Raw genomic sequence first — 17,009 nt, forward strand, 5'->3', positions numbered from 1 at the left:
CCTGCGGCGGAGGTGCGGTGTTAAGCGGCTAAATTCGAATTCTGACAATACCCAAAACATCATTTTCATAGCCACCGTCGCGCTTGTACTCGCGATAGCCCGCCGAATGCGCGCAGCCTACGGCATACAGTCCGTCGTTTTCCGCAACCAGGTGCGAAGAGACTTCTCCCGTACACAGCTGGCAAAAAGCGTCTGTCAGCGGAATCTTGTCCCCGGCCTTGTGCTCGGGATTGGTGGAGGCGATTATCACGCCGTCCGGGCTGACGAACAATCCTTCTGAATTTTCCAGAATATTGCCCTGCCCGTCGCGCGGCATGACGTCTTCCAGCATGGCCCGGAACTGGGGTTCCGAGTCGAAGATGATGCCAATCCCGCCAACCACGGTTTCATTGTCGTCCAGGGAGGTAATGGCTGCATTGTAGATGTAAGTATGGCGCGGCTCTCCGTTCTCCCCGGCATACAGGTGCGTGGATTTGAAATCCGACACGCTGTACTGCTGCGAGTTGGTCAGCGCCAGGGCTCCGGAAACGCAGGGCCCGCTAAGGATGCTTTCTTCCTGCCCGTATTCCGCGGGATTGGAACAGGCCAGGATACGCCCCGTTGCATCGTACACAAACAGGTTGGTGTAGACCGTGTACAGCCCGTTGATGTAGCCGAGAATCTCCCGCATCCGGTCGCGGTCGTCCGGGGTAACGGCTCCCTTTGCCAGAATGCGCCGGAAGTCCGATGTCAGAGCCCACCAACGGCAGTCGTTGGCGCGTTCGTAGAGGTTGCGGTCCATGATGTCGATGGACAGCTGTGCCAGAAACTGGACGTCGCTGAGCCGGGAAGTCGTTACAAGCTTGAGCAGATCGCCGGTGGACGACTGAAAAACATGCTGAATCTGGTCGCCGATCTTTTTGACTTCACTCAGGATGTTGGGCAGGGCACGAGCCTCTATCTTTTCCGATTCATCAGCCTGAACCGCCTTTTTGGCGGCCATTATCTCGCCGTTCTGGACCACCAGCTCCAGGTCGGACAGGACGTTTTCCGATGCTTCCTCCACCTTGAGCAGCCTTCCGGAAAAGTCCGCCTTGCTGCGGATCATTTTTTCGTCCAGGGCGTGACCGTTCGATCCGCTCCGGAAAGCCACATTAAGGCGCTTCATCACATGGCCGTACCACGGCAACCCCATGAACCCCTGATACCCCTTGGTATTGAGGGTCTTCGCAAGATAGGCCACGCCATCCATGTTCACAATGCGGAACGCGTCATGGCCTGTGGTGGTCAATTGCCGTCCCACGGCAACACACGAAGGATCGCTGGACGCAATGGCCCTGCCGGATTCGTCCAGAATGGCTATGGACATATCCTTGGAAAACAAGGCGAGATTTTCAAAAATCCCCTTCATTTCGTTTTCAAAGTCAAAGACAAGGCACAATACCCCAAGCGGGGCACCGGTCCCCGGCATGCGGATGGCCTGCGAATAGATCAGTACAGGACCGCGTCCCGGCACAAGGTCGGTTTCGCGGTAGGTCTCCACATACTGGTCCGGGTCGTGCGGGTCTTTTTCCAAGGCCGCTTTCAGCATGGGATCGTCGGAATGGTAGATTTTGTTGGACCGGTCCAGGTGGGCGCGTACTTCCCCCTTGGCGTCCAAGATGATGATTTCGTTGTAAACAGTATATTTATTACGATATTCCAGGAGCCGTTCCTCGATGCGCATAACAGCCCTGGCATCGCTTTCCGTCTCCTCATGGAGAAGAAACTGGACGATATCGTCATCCGTGGCCAGAAATCCCACGTCCGCAGTTCGTTCAAAAAGGTTCCGTTTGAGAATGTCGATGGCAACCTGCGCAACAGCGGAAATTTCCAGGACCACTTTTTGAAGATTTTCCACAAGCAGCGTGTCGATAAGGTTCTGCTTGAGAGAGGAAAAATTCTCCTGCGTGGTGATGATGAACTCGATGAGCGTGTGCGCAATCCGGCTGCAATTTATCTTGCCCGTCAGCGTGGCCATGGTCCACTGTCTGTCGAGACGGGAAAGATGGTTAACGCAGTTGTCCACGGAGTTCATGGCACTCAGCAAAGTCCGTTCGTGCCGCTTTACCAATGTCTTGTCCATTTTTCTGCTCCAATCTGGGCATGAATTCCGGGCCGTTTATAATATGAATTTTAATTGCCTAAATCATGCCAACCTGTTTGGACAGCAACACATGAAGAACATAACTCAGGATAATTAAAGACTCTTTTTCTTATAATCTTTTCTACTGATACGAGAAAAACCTTGCACACCAGACACAAGCGCCTTTTAAAAGGCAGCATGCTCTGCTAAATTTACATTTTGACGAAATTCCTATGTAAAAATATTTCAGTATATTTGTAATTTATTCATTTTTGCAATTATATTTTTCAATCAGTAAAAAACAATCTTCCAATTATGCGGCAGATTTCGCGTTCGAAAAATCTGTCTCTATTCATGGGCAAGCCATGTACGGCCTTGGTTATCGGGGGATGGGCCGGAAGCTGGCAACAGCAGGGGCCAAATGGAAAGCACAAAAAAAAGCGAGCCAGTTCCCAGCCCGCTAAAAAAACAAACCATGGCATATTACAAAAAAGTTATGCCCAAAATTTGAATGGAATTGAAATATCCTGAAAGGCCAAAGGCAGACTACCCCCGCCCGAATACCGCCTTTTGAAAATCTTCCAGCCGCTTCACGCCCTTTACGCCGGAACCGGAATGAAGAATGGGACCATACCCCAAACGGTCGGCCTGCTTGAAGCGCACCTCGTGGCCGGAAACAGGGCGTATCTGGCCGCTCAGGTCCACTTCTCCCCAAAACACCGCGCCTTCGGGCAGCGGGGTATCGTAAAAAGAAGAAAGCAGGGACGCCACAATGCCCAGGTCCAGGCCGGGATCGGCCAGCTTCAGCCCTCCCCCGATCTTGGCATAGACATCGAACTGTCCGAAATTCAGGCGCAGATGTTTTTCAATGACGGCCAGCAGCAGGTTGAGGCGTCCCTGGTCAAATCCCAGAGCCGTCCGCCGAGGCACGGAAAGAAAGGACTTGCTGGCCAGGGCCTGCACTTCCACGGCAAAGGGCCGGTGGCCGTCCACTGCCATGACCACGGCGGCTCCGGGCTGTCCGGCATCCCGCGCGCCAAGAAAAAAAGTGGAAGGATCGGGCACCACTTCCAGCCCCTTGGGCCGCATCTGCAGCACAAGCAGCTCGTCCGTGGGACCGAAACGATTTTTGAGCACCCGCAGGATGCGGAACACGTGGCGGCGGTCGCCTTCCAGGTAGAGCACGGTATCGACCATATGCTCCATGAGGCGCGGTCCGGCAATCTGGCCGTCCTTGGTGACATGGCCCACAAGAATAAGGGCGCAGCCGGACTTTTTGGCCTCCTCGACCAGCCCGGACGAAACCGCCCGCACCTGGGAGACGCTGCCGGGAATGGAATCCGCCTGGGAGGTTGCCATGGTCTGGACCGAATCCACAATAACCAATTCCGGCTTGTCCGTGCGCATCAGCGCGGCCACGTCGTCGGCATTGTTGCCGGACAGCGCGGTCAGTCCCGGCCCCAGCAGGCCGAGGCGTTCGGCCCGGCCCCGCAATTGGGAAAGCGATTCCTCACCGCTGACATACAGGGCGGAACGCCCCTGGGCCGCCAGTTGCCCGGCCAGTTGGATAAGTAACGTGGATTTGCCTATGCCCGGTTCCCCGCCCAGCAGCAGGGCCGCGCCGGGCACGAGTCCGCCGCCCAGAAAGGCGTCCAGCTCGTCCATGCCAGTGGGACGGGCCGCGCCGTCCTCCACGGGCAGGTCTTCCAGGGCCACAGGACGCACCAACGAGGCATCGGAAGACGCCTTGGAGCCAAGCCGCGTAACGGAAACAGGCTCCTCGGCCATGGTATTCCACTGGCCGCAACGGGGACACTGTCCGCTCCAGCGGGGCGAAACAGCCCCGCAGGCGGAACAGGCATATTGTGCGCGTTTTTTCATGGAGGGCAGAGGGCTACATTTTGGGCGGAAGCTTGGCCTCGACGACCTTGACCCCGAATTCGGCCACATCCTTGGGCGGATCGAAAAACAGGATCATGAACGGCGAGCCAGCGCCCTTGTCCAGATTCGTATTGTTGTTCAGCACACCCATTTCGTTGGAAAGGTTGGCCTCCAACTCGGTGCGGGAAAGAATCTGCAATTGGAAGTAGGAAAGCACGTTGCCGCAGACGACTTCCTTGCTCGCCAGGGACACACCGTCGGCATTGAACAGCGTGGCCTGCACCTTGAGGAACTCTCTGGGCGTATCGAAATTATTGACGGCCTTGCCCTCGATGACAAAGAGCGACCCGGCCTTCTCGTTGTTCACATAGTACTGACGCACGTTTTCCAGCAGAATGAGGCGGACGGCGTCTTCGGGAGACTTGGTGCCTTCCTCGCCTTCCGCGGTCTGCGTGGCATTTTCCGCGCTTCCCAGAAAGGGAATCATGTCCATGGAAACGACCTTAAAGTGGACAAGGGCAAAGCCACCGCCGCCCAGCAAGAGCAGCAGAATGAGCAGGGACAGAAAAATCTTCTTGCCCTTGCCTTTTCCCTTGGCCTTTTTCTTCTTGGATTTGCCTCCGATATCGAAGCCCATATCCATGTCGCCGAAACTGTCCAAACCGCTGCCGGAATCCTCGGTATCGCGCTCGCTCTCCTGCTCGGACGCGATATCTTCCTCTTCCTGTCCATTGGCGCCAAGCAGATCGTCCAGGGCTTCGTCCCCGGACGGCACGGACGGCGAAACCGAAAACACGTGCTTGCACTTGGTACAACGGACACGGGCTCCCGAAGGCGATATTTTGTCGTCAGGCAGATTGTATTTTGTTGCGCATTCCGGACAGGTTACGATCATTCGGATTCCTCGCTTGGCCTTGACATGGTGGTCGGCGCCATCACTCGACTATCTCATAGACTCCGGGAAGTTCCCTGTAGCGCTCGGCGTAATCCAGCCCGTATCCCACAACAAACCCTTCCTTCAAGGAAAAGCCGCTGTAGTGGACTTCAACTTCCACCTCGCGCCGCTCTGCCTTGTCCAGCAGGGAACAGATGCGCACCGAGGCGGGACCGCGCTTTTGCAACACGGCCATGAGAAACTCCATGGACCGCCCCGAATCCACAATGTCCTCGAAAATCAGAACATGTTTGTCGGTGATGTCGATTTCCAGGTCTTTGGAAAAGAGAATCTTTCCGGACGTGGAGGTGCTGTTGCCGTAACTGGACAGGCGGATGAAATCCAACATGGGCCGCATGGTCAGCCGGCGCACGACGTCGGAAAAAAAGCAGAAAGCCCCTTTGAGCACGCACACGCACACGACTTCCTTGTCCGCGTATTCCGTATTCAGCTGGTCGGCGATTTCCTGAATACGTTTCTGAATGGCCTGGGGGCTGATGAGTTCAACGAGATTGGCGTTGTTCATATCCATAAAAATACTATAGGGGTTTGATACTAATTAACATTGCGGTTTCATCGCAATCGGGAAACTTGGGGCAGTTCAGGCAATCGGACCAGATTTTCTGGGGCAATGTTTCCTTGCCCACCTTTTCCAGCCCCATGTGCTCAAAGAACCCGACCTCGTAGGTCAAAGTAAAGACCTTATGTAACCCAAGGGAGCGTGCCTCGTCCAGGCAGGCACTCACAAGCGCGCGGCCCAGTCCCTTGCCCTTGACTTCCGGTGCCACGGCCACGGAACGGATTTCGGCCAGGTCTTCCCAGAATATGGTCAGGGCCGAACAACCAAGCACTTCGCCGTCCTTGCCCTCGGCCACATAGAAATCGCGAAGGCTGCCGTAAATCTGATTCAGGGAACGCGGCAACAGCCGCCCCTTGCCCGCATAGTCGTACAGCATGGCGTGAATGAGTTTCACATCTTCCATGCGCGCTTTGCGCACACAATACTCGCTCATCTGGGAATACCTACTCGGATGCCTGTTGCACGGCCTGGACGAGTTCGTCCCATTCCAACACACCAACACGGTTCAAGACCCGTTTGCCCTTGGCCTTGTAAATCATGGTGTGGGGAATGCTGGAAACCCGAAACGCCTGAAACAGGTCGTTGCCCCCGCGATACACGGGGTAGTTCATGGGGTTGAGCACGAGAAACCGGTCCAGGGCGTTGATGTCCTGGTCCACGGAAATGCCGATAATCTTGAGTTTGCTCGTATCGTACGTCGCCGCCAGCTTGTGCAGCGTGGGGAGCTCCTGGCGGCAGGGACCGCACCAGGTGGCCCAGAAATTGACCACAACCGGGGTGTCGCTGGTTGCCAGCACCTTGAGCAATTGCGTGTACGTCATTGCCGGCGGCGCCTCGGCCCCGGCAGGTCCGGCCAGGGCCAGACAAAAAAGCAACAGTATTGCTGCCACTGTTTTTCGCATGTTCATTCCCTCGATAACAACGTTTAGCCAGGCGGGAGTTACGCTCCGCAGAGCTGCTTGGCCAGCTTTACCGCAGCCACGGCATCGGCGGAATAGCCGTCCGCGCCGATACTGTCGGCAAAGTCCTGTGTCACCACTGCGCCGCCCACCATCACCTTGGCGGCCAGCCCCCGTTCCCGCACCAGCGTCACCACGTCCTTCATCTTGACCATGGTGGTGGTCATCAGGGCGGAAAGCCCTATGACGGAAGCCTTGGCCTTGGCGGCCTCGTCCACAATGCGCGCGGCAGACACGTCCTTGCCCAGGTCAAAGACCTCAAAGCCGTGGTTGCGCAGCATCAGACAGACGATGTTCTTGCCGATGTCGTGGATATCGCCTTCCACCGTGGCCATGATGATGACCGCTTTTTCCTCTGTTGCCCCGCCCTTTTCCAAAAGCGGACGCAGCAGGTTGAAGCCGCGCTGCATGGTCTCGGCAGAGAGCATGAGCTGCGGCAGAAAATATTCCTTGCGTTCGTACTTCTCACCCACTTCCATGATGGCGGGGATGAGATCCTCGTTGACGATGGCCGAAGCGCCACGCCCGGTATCCAGCTCGGCCTGGATCATCCCTTCGATATCGTCCCTGGCACCGACGATGACGGCATCGCCAAGGGTTTCTATCTTGCGCCGGGCCTTGGCCGTCCCGCCTGCTCCACCGCCGGAGCCGGGCTTCCAGTCCGAATATCCGGCTATGAAGTTCTCGGCCTGGGCATCGCGCCCCAGCAGAACTTCGGCCGCGGCCATGGCCTCGCGCATGCGGGCCGAACCGGGATTGGAAATGAACGAGGTAAGCCCCGAGGCCATGCTCATGACCGCGAAATTGGTATTGATCAATTCGCGGGCGGGCAGACCAAAGGAAATATTAGACAGCCCCATGGTGGTGGCAAGCCCCCACTTGTCGCGGCAGTGGCGGATGACCTCCAGGCAGGCGGCTCCGGCCTGCGGCTTGGACGAAACCGTCAGCACCAGGGCGTCCACGCAGATGAGACGGCGCGGAATGCCCAGATCGTCGGCCTTGGTCAACAGCTGATCAATCACCTGCAAGCGGTCCTGCGCACTCACCGGCAACTTACGTCCGATAAGCGGCAAAAGGATGAAGGGAGCGCCGAAAAGTTTGCACAGCGGGCCAAGGCGTTCCATGCGCCCCGGTTCGCCGGAAATGGAGTTGATGAGCGGAGAGCCGGGATAGTTCCACAGGCATTCTTCGATGGCGTCCATGTCGTTGGAATCGAAACACAGGGGAATCTGGGCGCGTTCCACCAGCAGCTTGCCCAGAGCGGGCAGCACGGTCTTTTCCTCCACCATGGGCGCGCCCACGTTGACGTCCAGTATACCGGCCCCGGCTTCCATCTGCTCCTCGGCCAGCGCCATGGCATAGCCGAACTCGCCCTGCTGCAACTCGTCGATGAGACGCTGCTTGCCCGTGGGGTTGATGCGCTCGCCAATGATGACCGAAGGCAGGCCGAAGCCCATGCGGGTGGAAGCAGACCGCGAGGTGAGCGACAGCACCACCTTTTCTTCCGGCTCGTTGCAGGCAAAGTCCGCGCCGCGCACCTTTTCCGCCAAGGCCCGGATGTGGTCCGGCGTGGTGCCGCAGCAGCCGCCCAGGGTCTTGGCGCCGCACGTGGCAAACTTGGCGGTTTCGCTCGAAAAAGTTTCCGGGTCCAGGCGGAACACGGTTTTGCCGTCCACCATCTGGGGCAGTCCGGCGTTGGGCTGGACATGCAGAGGCGTTTCCAGCACCTTGCCCATACGGCGCACTGTGGACATAATCTCCACAGGACCGGCCGAGCAGTTCACGCCAATGAGCTCCACGCCCATGTTCTGCATGGTTTCCACAAACACGTCGGGAGGCGTGCCGGTAAGGCTGACGCCGCCCTCAAAGGTCATGGACGTAAGAATGGGCAGGTCGCAGACCAGCCGGGTGGCAACCACCACGGCCCGTATTTCGGCCAGATCAAAATGGGTTTCGGCCTTGATAAGGTCCACCCCGCCTTCCACGAGGCCTTCGATCTGCTCTTTGTAAATATCCACCATGTCGCGGAAACTGAGCGGTCCGAGCGGCTGGACAAACAGCCCGGTGGGACCGACGCTTCCCGAAACAAAAATATCGTTTCCAGCCACTTCACGTGCAAGCTGGGCCATGGTACGGTTTAGCGTGCGGACGTCTGCGGCACCTTCCAGCTTGGGCGCGGAACCGCCAAAAGTATTGGAGGTGAGTATCTCCGCACCGGCGGCAATGTAGTCACGGTGCGTCTGGCGGATGACCTCGGGTTCCTCAAGCCCCCACAGCTCGGGGGAACGCCCGGCAGGAAGTCCACGGGCCTGGAGAAGGGTTCCGTACCCACCGTCATATATATGGATGCGGCTGTCTGAAAGAAGTTTGCGGAAATCCGGCACGATATTGGCCTCCGAAATTTGGCGTGACACGGGGGAACGGCACTCCGACATGCGGTTCCATTCACAGAGGACCCGCACTCCCGCGTGTGGGGCACGTTTACTCAAAAACGTTGAAAAGGACAAACAAAAACTATAGAAGGTATGGTTCAACCCGTATCAAGACTGCCAGTCATACACACCCCGGCAAGGACGCTCGAGCGTTCAGCCAAAACAACACAAAATGAGCCCAAAAAAGACTACAAATAAAGCCAGGACCAAGAAGCTCGACCGTTCGTCGCAACCCAAAACGACACAACCCAACGATGAGAGCCTGGAAATGGACGATATGGCCCCCGAAGAACACGACGAAGACGTTCTCGACCTGGAACTGGACGACGAACTCGACGCCGCTCTTAACGACGATTCCCTGAAAGATTCCATGGACGATTCTGTGGACGTTTCCCTGGAAAACTCCATCGACGACACCATGGGCACAGACGTGGACGACCACGACGACTTTGTTCTGCTGCCCGCCCGCAAAGGAAGCGTGGCCGCAGGCGATCCCCTGCAGATGTATCTGCGGGAAATCAGCCGTTTTCCCATTCTGGACCCGGACGAGGAAAAGGAACTGGCCCGCAGGGTCCGCGACTTCAACGACTCGGACGCGGCCTTCCGCCTCATCAGCTCCCATCTGCGCCTGGTCGTCAAGATCGCCATGGACTTTCAGCGCCGCTGGATGCAAAACGTGCTCGACCTGATTCAGGAAGGCAACGTCGGCCTCATGCGTGCGGTCCAGAAATTCGACCCGGAAAAAGGCATCAAGTTTTCCTATTACGCTGCCTTCTGGATCAAGGCCTACATCCTCAAGTTCATCATGGACAACTGGCGCATGGTCAAAATAGGGACCACCCAGGCCCAGCGCAAGCTGTTCTACAATCTGAACAAGGAGCGCCAGCGCCTGCAGGCCCTGGGCTACGACCCGACCACCTCGGCCCTGTCCAAAAGCCTCGGGGTGTCCAAAGAGGATATCACGGAAATGGATCAGCGACTGTCCAAAAACGACATGTCCCTGAACCTGACCTATGGTGAGGATTCCAACGCCACGCGCATGGACTTCCTGCCCGCCCTCGGCCCCGGCATAGAGGAAACCCTGGCCGGAGACGAGATGAGCAGTTTGCTGACCTCGCACATCGATACGCTGCGCCCCAAACTCAACGAAAAGGAACTGGCCATTCTGGACGAACGGCTGCTTTCGGAAAGTCCGCAGACCCTGCGCGAAATAGGCGAAGAATACGGCATAACCCGCGAACGGGTGCGCCAGATCGAAGCCCGGCTGCTGCAAAAGCTCAAGCAGCATTTGTCCAACAGGATTCAGGACTTTTCCGTGGACTGGATTCGCAAGGAAGACTAACTTAGTCCCTCGTCGAGGTATGGAATACAGCCTTCCTCGAAACGCATCTTTTCAAGGATTGTTCATGCTGGATGCAACCATGATTCAGGCCCGTGCGGCGCAAAGCGCGTCCATCCCCACTCTCCGCACAACCGGAAGAGTTCCGGCCCGCCCCGCGTCGTTCGCGCTGGCACTGCTTTTGGCCGTGCTCCTGTCCGGCTGCGCTGCGCACAGGTCAATGCCTGCGCCCCAGCCCCTTCCCATGTCCAAGGATTCGGCCGCGTCCTATGCCTATCTCGTTTTTCTGGACGCCTTCAAATACGGCAACATGAAAGTCGCGGAAGAAGCCATCGGCAAGGTGCTGGAAATGCACCCCACGCCCGAGGCATATCTGGAAGCGGCGGAATTTCACTGGCGCATGGGCGGCTTGGACAAGGCCCGCGAAGTGCTCAAGAAGGGCCTGGAAAACTTCCCCGGCGATACCTTCATGACCCTGCGCCTGTCCGACGTCTACCTTGCCGAACAGCGGGCCGACTCCGCCGCCACCACCCTGGAGCTGTACCTGCAAAAGCACCCGGACGATGCGGCCATCCGCCTGCAGTTGGCCAAGGTGTACCTGGAAATGCACAAGTACGCCCAAACCCTGGACGTGCTCAAACCCATTCCAGCCAAGCAGCAGAGCACCATGATGTACGTGCTCCGCGCCAAGGCCAATACCCGCCTGGGACGCACCACCAAAGCCGTGGACCTGCTCAAGGCGGCGCTGCGCAAATCGCCCGAAGACATTACCATGTGGGCCGAGCTGGCCTACATCTACGAGCTGAAAAAAGACTACGCCGCTGCGGAAAAGACCTATTCGCACATTCTGGAACTGGGCGAACATGCCGCTGAAATCTGGCTGCGGCTGGTCAACCTGAATCTCAAGATGAACAACCCGGACAAGGCGCTGGACCTGACGCTGAAAGGCCCCAACGACACGCAATTTCGTCTCGAAGCGGCCCGCATGTTCATTCTGGATGGATTCCACGACCAGGCCCGGCAGATTCTGGACCCCATGCAGAGCCTGGAAAACCCGCCGGACACCTATCATTTTCTGATGGCCCTCCTGGCCCTGCAGGGCGACGACGACCCGGCCACAGCCTTGCGCCATCTGGAAAAAATTCCGGACGCCAGCCAGCTCGCCAACCGGGTGTTGAGCTACAAGGCCCATCTGCTCTTCACGCTCGATAGAATGGACGAGGCCATGGCCATTGTCCGTCAGGGCATGCAGCGCTTTCCCGACAACAAGGATTTCTACGAGATCCAGTCCTGGATTTTCGAGGACCGGCACGACTACGGCAAAGCGGAAGAGGCCTTGCAAAAGGCCCTGAAAAAGTGGCCCAAGGACACGGATTTTCTTTACCACCTCGGCCTGATCAAGGACAAGCAGGGCCAGCGCGCCGCCTCCCTGGAGATCATGGAGCGTATCATCCACCTGGACCCGGAACACGCCGACGCCCTGAACTACGTGGGCTATGTTCTGGCCGATGAAAACCGCGACCTGGACCGCGCCCTGGTGCTGGTCAAGGCGGCGCTCAAACAAAAGCCGGACAGTGGCTATATTCTGGATTCCCTGGCATGGGTCTACCACCGCCTGGGCAGACAGGCGCAGGCCTGGGAAGCCATTAGCCGGGCCGTAAGCCTGCAGTCCGCCATCGACCCCACCATGTGGGAGCACTACGGCGACATCGCGCTGGCGCTGAAACGCACGGGCGACGCCCGCAAAGGCTATACCCGCGCCCTGAAAGCCAAGGACAAGGGACTTACTCCGCAGGACGTGGCCAGAATTCAGGAAAAACTGGATAGATTGTGATGCCCGGCTCAACGCGAAAACGCCTCCGTCCCGAGACGTCCCCGCGTTTCTCGGCACAGCGACGCCCCTTTTCCCGTCTTTTTCTTCTGCTGGCTCTGGCCGTGGTGTGCCTGGCAACGGCCTGCGCGCCCAAAACCGCCACCGGACCATTCCGGAACGCGGACACGGCACAAAAATTCTGGCAGATGGTGCGCCGGACCGGCACCCTGGACGCCCCGCTGGACCTGAATCTGCGGGCCAGCATGTACGTCAACGAAGGGCACAAGTCCGCACGCATGCGCCTGAGCCTGTGGGGAAGCACAGCCCTTCCCCTGCGCCTGGACCTGCTCTCCACCATTGGTTCGCCCGTGGCCTACGCCAGCCAGACCCGCACGGTCTGGACCATTTTCTACCCCGATTCCAACCAGGCCTTTACCCACTCCGACGCCCGGCGCGCACTGCCCGCCCTGAATCTGCCCCTGCCCTTCAGCCTGCAGGACATGGCCCTGCTGCTGACCGGCCACGGCATGGCCCTGCTGCCCAAAACCTATGTTGCCGCCGATGCACTGCCCGACGGCGGCTGGTCCTATACATTGGCGAACAACCCGGTGGAAAAGGTGGACTTTGACGGCTTAGGAAATATCGTCCGCATGCAGAGCCCGCCACAGGATGCGAAAGATTCGGCCTGGACCATGGACCTTTCCCGCTACGGCAAGGAAGATTTTCCTCATTCTCCGGCAAAAATAATTCTGACCATGGGCCGGGACAAAAGCGCGAGAATTTTTCTCAAATCCGTGGAGGTTCGCAACCAGCCTTGGCCGACCAATGCCACACGCCTGGACCTTCCCGAAGATGTCGTGCCCATTCCGCTGGACGGAAGGGCTTGTCTTTATTAATGCCCCCCTTGGGTGTAGAGTGCTTCGCAACAAAATCGAGGAATACCAATGAGCCAGAAAAATCATTGCTCCTGTTCCACTTCCCGCCACGACCCCATCACCACGTTCCTGCTCGGGCTGCGGGTTCTGGGCAGCGAGATCACCTGGATGCTGCTGCGTCTTCTGGCCGCCATTGAAATTCGCCAGCTCGAAAGCCGCCTGCGCAAGGAAAACAAAGAGCACGAGCGGCTGCGTTCGCTCTGGCGGGCTGGCAAGGCAGACGGAGACGAAATGCTGCTGGCCGCACGCCAGGCCGATTTTCTGCGCGAGGAATTGAACTTCCTGCGCGGGGAAATACCTGTGCGGCGCGAACGTTTCGAGGCCTCGCGCAAGGAACGCTGGGGATTGTAGGGCCCCCCTCTCCGGCGCGGGAACACGGCTTCGCGGCGGAGGGATTCATCATAACCACGCCAATAGGAACACACTTCCATGCCAACCATATTCATTGCCTCGGACCACGGAGGTTTCAACCTCAAGAAGGCTGTCCGCGAACATCTGACCGAAACGGGCGTTACGGTGACGGACCTGGGGCCGGACAACACAAACTCGTGCGACTACCCCGAGTACGCCCAAAAGCTCTGCCGCAAGGTACTGGACACGCCCGACAGCCTGGGCATACTCATCTGCGGCACCGGCATAGGCATGGACATCACCGCCAACCATATTTCCGGCATCCGCTCCGCGCTGTGCCACAACGAGTTTACAGGACGCATGGCCCGGGCGCACAACAACGCCAACGTGCTGTGCATGGGTGAACGCGTTTTGGGACAGGGAGTGGCTCTGGCCATTGTGGACGCTTTTCTGTCCACCGAATTCGAGGGCGGACGTCACGCCCGCCGCGTGGGATTGATCGAAAACAACGGATAACCGACCTTACCTTCGGGCAGGCCCTTTTTCGCGAACCGCCAACGCCGCCGCAGATGCGGCGCATAGGAACAACTTCCATGGACCAGCAGATCGTCAACACCGTCAAAGGGTTGATCATGGACGCTACCCGCCAGGCCAATTCCGGCCACCCCGGCGGAGCCATGTCCTCGGCTGATTACGCCACCATCCTTTTCAAGGAATTTCTTAAATTCGACCCGGACAACCCAAACTGGTTCGACCGCGACCGGTTCGTCCTGTCCGCCGGCCATGAATCCATGCTCCTGTACGGCCTGCTGCATCTCAACGGCTGGCTCGGCATGGACGAAATCAAAAACTTTCGTCAGCTCGGTTCCAAAACGCCGGGCCACCCCGAACACGACATGACCCCTGGCGTGGAAGCAACCACCGGCCCCCTGGGACAGGGACTTGCCATGTCCGTGGGCATGGCCGTGGCCGAAGCCAAGCTGCGCGACACGCTGGGGCAGGACATCTGTAACCACCACACCTACGTTCTGGCCGGCGACGGCGACTTCCAGGAAGGCATCTCCTTTGGCGCCGCCACCCTGGCCGGAGTTTGGGGCCTGGGCAAGCTGATAGCCTACTACGACTCCAACAAGGTTCAGCTGGCCGGTCCCACCACCCGCGCGGACTGCACCGACTACCGCAAGATTTACGAAGGCATCTGCTGGCACGTCATTGAAATCGACGGGCACAACCACGACGAAATCCGCAAGGCCATCCGCGAGGCACAGGCCGAAACCTCCAAGCCCACGCTGATTATCGGCCACACCACCATGGCCAACGGCACGGCAACCCGCGAAGGCGACTACAACACCCACGGCGCGCCCCTGCCGCCCGAGGAAATCGCCGCCTCCAAGAAAAAACTCGGCCTGGCCGAGGACAAGTTCTTCCAGGTGGGCGACGACGTTGTGGCTGCCTACCGCGCCCGCTTTCCGCAGCTGGCCGACGTTTCCAGCCAGTGGAGCAAGCGCCTGAGCGACAAGCTTTCCGCCGACGCCTCCTTCAACGACGCCTGGCAGTGGGCCAACAAGAAGCGTGAAGACCTCACCTTCAACTGGCCGGAATTCCCCCCCGGCGAAAAAGTCGCCACACGCAAGGCCTGGGGCTCTGCCCTCAACGCCCTGATCGACCAGCTCCCCACCCTGGTGGGCGGCTCTGCCGACCTGGACCCCTCCAACCAGACCGTCAACTTCCGCGACACCACCGGCAACTTCAGCGCCGCCACTCCGGAAGGACGCAACCTGGCCTGGGGCGTGCGCGAATTCCCCATGGGCGTCATCTGCAACGGCATTGCCCTGCACGGTGGCCTCATTCCCTTTGGCGCGACCTTCCTGACCTTTTCCGACTACATGCGCAACGCACTGCGCATGTCCGCGCTGCAAAAGCTGCCCGTGCTCAACATCTACACCCACGACTCGTTCTACCTGGGTGAGGACGGTCCCACGCACCAGTCCATCGAGCACGTTTCCAGCCTGCGGCTTATCCCGAACATGCTCGTCATGCGCCCGGCAGACGCCAACGAAACCTGCGCCTGCCTGGAACTGGCCCTACGCCAGCCCGAAACACCGTCCTGCATCATGCTTACCCGCCAGGGCCTGCCGGTGATGGACTTTGCCGAATACCCCGCCCTTGAGGACGGTCCGGCCAAGGGTGGCTACGTGCTCAAGGACTGTGAGGGCACGCCCGATGCGGTCATCGTGGCCAGCGGTTCGGAAGTGAGCCTGGCAATCGAAGCCGCCGCCCTGCTGGAAGGCAAGGCCGTACGCGTGGTCAGCATGCCCTGCATGGAACTCTTCGACGCACAGGACGAAGCCTACAAAAGCTCCGTCATTCCCGACTCCGCCAAGGTGCTGGCCGCCGCAGAAGCGGGCCGCCCGGACCTGTGGCACAAGTACGTAGGCAAAAACGGCGTTATTCTCGGCATTTCCCACTTCGGCCATTCCGCACCGAGCAACGTGCTGGCCGAAAAATACGGTTTTACAGCTGAAAACCTCGCGGCCATGATCCGCGAAAAGTTCTAGGAGGAAGAATGGAAGCTCCTACCCGCAACCTGGCACTCGACCTGGCCCGCGTGACTGAAGCGGCCGCCCTGTCTTCCGCCCGCTGGCTCGGACGCGGCGACAAGGAATCCGGCGACAAGGCCGCTGTGGACGCCATGCGCAAATCCTTCTCCACCCTGGAAATCGACGGCCGCGTCATCATTGGCGAAGGCGAGAAGGACGAAGCCCCCATGCTCTACAACGGCGAAAAAGTCGGGTCCGGAAACGGCCCCGGCATGGACGTCGCAGTGGACCCCGTGGAAGGCACCCGTCTGCTGGCCTACGGCCGCCCCAACGCCATTTCCGTTGTCGGCATGGCCCCCAAAAACACCATGTTCAACCCCGGCCCCAGCTTTTACATGAAAAAGCTGGTCGTGCCCGAAGCCGCACGCGACATCGTGGACATCGACGCACCTGCCGATGAAATGTTGAAAAAGATCGCCAAGGTCCTGGGCAAAGACGTGGACGACATGACCGTGTTCGTTCTGGACAAGCCGCGCCATGCCAAGATCATCGAAGAAATACGCCGGGCCGGAGCACGCATCCTGCTGCACACCGACGGCGACATCACCGGCTCCCTCATGGCCGTGAACCCCAAGTCCGACGTGGACGTGATGATGGGTACGGGCGGCACCCCCGAGGGCGTGCTCTCCGCCATCGCCATCCGCATCATGGGCGGCGCCATGATCGCCAAGCTGGACCCCCAGCTGGTTGATGAAAAGAACAGCCTCATCGACGCAGGCATCGACACCCGCCGCGTGTACACGGAAAAAGACCTGGTCAAGAGCGACGACCTGTACTTTTCCGCCACCGGCATTTCCGGCGGATCGTTCCTGGGCGGCGTAAGCTTCTCCGGTTACGGAGCCACCACGCATACCCTGAGCATGCGCGGGCTCACCGGTTCCATCCGCTACATGGAAGCCGTACACAACTTCGAGACCCTGATGAAGGTCAGTAACGTCAAATATGACTAGTACCTGCTTGCGACTGGCCCGGAAGGCTGCGCCTTCCAGTTCGCCTGCACCGTACAGACACTTCAAAAACAACGCCCCGTGTATCGCAAAGATACGCGGGGCTTTTCATTGTATGGGCCGCCAAGCAAACC

General features: G+C 58.8%; 14 protein-coding genes. 7 read left to right on the forward strand and 7 right to left on the reverse strand.

All coding sequences use genetic code 11. The features are described from left to right. Positions 1–28: 28 nt before the first annotated feature. The 7 genes from ACI0FJ_RS09275 to ACI0FJ_RS09305 form a co-directional block, all read right to left on the reverse strand. Complete coding sequence (locus ACI0FJ_RS09275; RefSeq protein WP_424302206.1) at positions 29–2,104, reverse strand: cache domain-containing protein; 2,076 nt, start codon at positions 2,102–2,104, stop codon at positions 29–31. A gap of 546 nt (positions 2,105–2,650) precedes the next feature. Further along, positions 2,651–3,985 carry a DNA repair protein RadA gene (radA, locus tag ACI0FJ_RS09280; protein ID WP_424302209.1) on the reverse strand — a complete coding sequence of 445 codons (1,335 nt, stop codon included), beginning with the start codon at positions 3,983–3,985 and terminating at the stop codon, positions 2,651–2,653. A gap of 13 nt (positions 3,986–3,998) precedes the next feature. After that, positions 3,999–4,880, reverse strand: coding sequence for a DUF3426 domain-containing protein (locus ACI0FJ_RS09285; RefSeq protein WP_424302212.1), 882 nt, complete (start codon positions 4,878–4,880; stop codon positions 3,999–4,001). A gap of 40 nt (positions 4,881–4,920) precedes the next feature. Then, a complete protein-coding gene (gene hpt / locus ACI0FJ_RS09290; RefSeq protein WP_424302215.1) occupies positions 4,921–5,445 on the reverse strand; it encodes a hypoxanthine phosphoribosyltransferase in 525 nt (174 codons plus the stop codon). A gap of 13 nt (positions 5,446–5,458) precedes the next feature. Continuing rightward, entirely contained in the window at positions 5,459–5,932 is a 474-nt protein-coding gene (locus ACI0FJ_RS09295; protein WP_424302218.1) for an N-acetyltransferase, read from the reverse strand. A 10-nt stretch (positions 5,933–5,942) separates the two neighbouring features. Then, positions 5,943–6,401, reverse strand: a complete 459-nt coding sequence (locus ACI0FJ_RS09300) for a TlpA family protein disulfide reductase (RefSeq protein WP_424302220.1) — start codon at positions 6,399–6,401, stop codon at positions 5,943–5,945. Between the two features lie 38 nt (positions 6,402–6,439). Further along, positions 6,440–8,842 (reverse strand): homocysteine S-methyltransferase family protein, encoded by a 2,403-nt coding sequence (locus ACI0FJ_RS09305; RefSeq protein ID WP_424306528.1) that lies wholly within the window; start codon positions 8,840–8,842, stop codon positions 6,440–6,442. A gap of 316 nt (positions 8,843–9,158) precedes the next feature. Between ACI0FJ_RS09305 and ACI0FJ_RS09310 the strand changes: the two genes are divergently transcribed. The 7 genes from ACI0FJ_RS09310 to glpX all read left to right on the forward strand — a co-directional run bounded on the left by ACI0FJ_RS09310 (position 9,159) and on the right by glpX (position 16,878). After that, complete coding sequence (locus tag ACI0FJ_RS09310; RefSeq protein WP_424302223.1) at positions 9,159–10,232, forward strand: sigma-70 family RNA polymerase sigma factor; 1,074 nt, start codon at positions 9,159–9,161, stop codon at positions 10,230–10,232. A 64-nt stretch (positions 10,233–10,296) separates the two neighbouring features. After that, entirely contained in the window at positions 10,297–12,063 is a 1,767-nt protein-coding gene (locus ACI0FJ_RS09315; protein ID WP_424302226.1) for a tetratricopeptide repeat protein, read from the forward strand. Next, positions 12,063–12,938 carry a hypothetical protein gene (locus ACI0FJ_RS09320; RefSeq protein ID WP_424302229.1) on the forward strand — a complete coding sequence of 292 codons (876 nt, stop codon included), beginning with the start codon at positions 12,063–12,065 and terminating at the stop codon, positions 12,936–12,938. Before ACI0FJ_RS09315 ends, ACI0FJ_RS09320 begins: the two co-directional genes overlap by 1 nt. 48 nt (positions 12,939–12,986) lie before the next feature. Continuing rightward, a complete protein-coding gene (locus ACI0FJ_RS09325) occupies positions 12,987–13,328 on the forward strand; it encodes a hypothetical protein (protein WP_424302231.1) in 342 nt (113 codons plus the stop codon). 78 nt (positions 13,329–13,406) lie between these two features. Next, entirely contained in the window at positions 13,407–13,844 is a 438-nt protein-coding gene (gene rpiB, locus ACI0FJ_RS09330) for a ribose 5-phosphate isomerase B (protein ID WP_424302234.1), read from the forward strand. A 77-nt stretch (positions 13,845–13,921) separates the two neighbouring features. After that, entirely contained in the window at positions 13,922–15,886 is a 1,965-nt protein-coding gene (tkt, locus tag ACI0FJ_RS09335) for a transketolase (RefSeq protein WP_424302236.1), read from the forward strand. An 8-nt stretch (positions 15,887–15,894) separates the two neighbouring features. Beyond that, positions 15,895–16,878, forward strand: a complete 984-nt coding sequence (gene glpX / locus ACI0FJ_RS09340) for a class II fructose-bisphosphatase (RefSeq protein WP_424302239.1) — start codon at positions 15,895–15,897, stop codon at positions 16,876–16,878. Positions 16,879–17,009: the final 131 nt, after the last annotated feature.

Source organism: Desulfovibrio sp. 7SRBS1 (genome assembly GCF_049723905.1).
Lineage (GTDB): Bacteria > Desulfobacterota > Desulfovibrionia > Desulfovibrionales > Desulfovibrionaceae.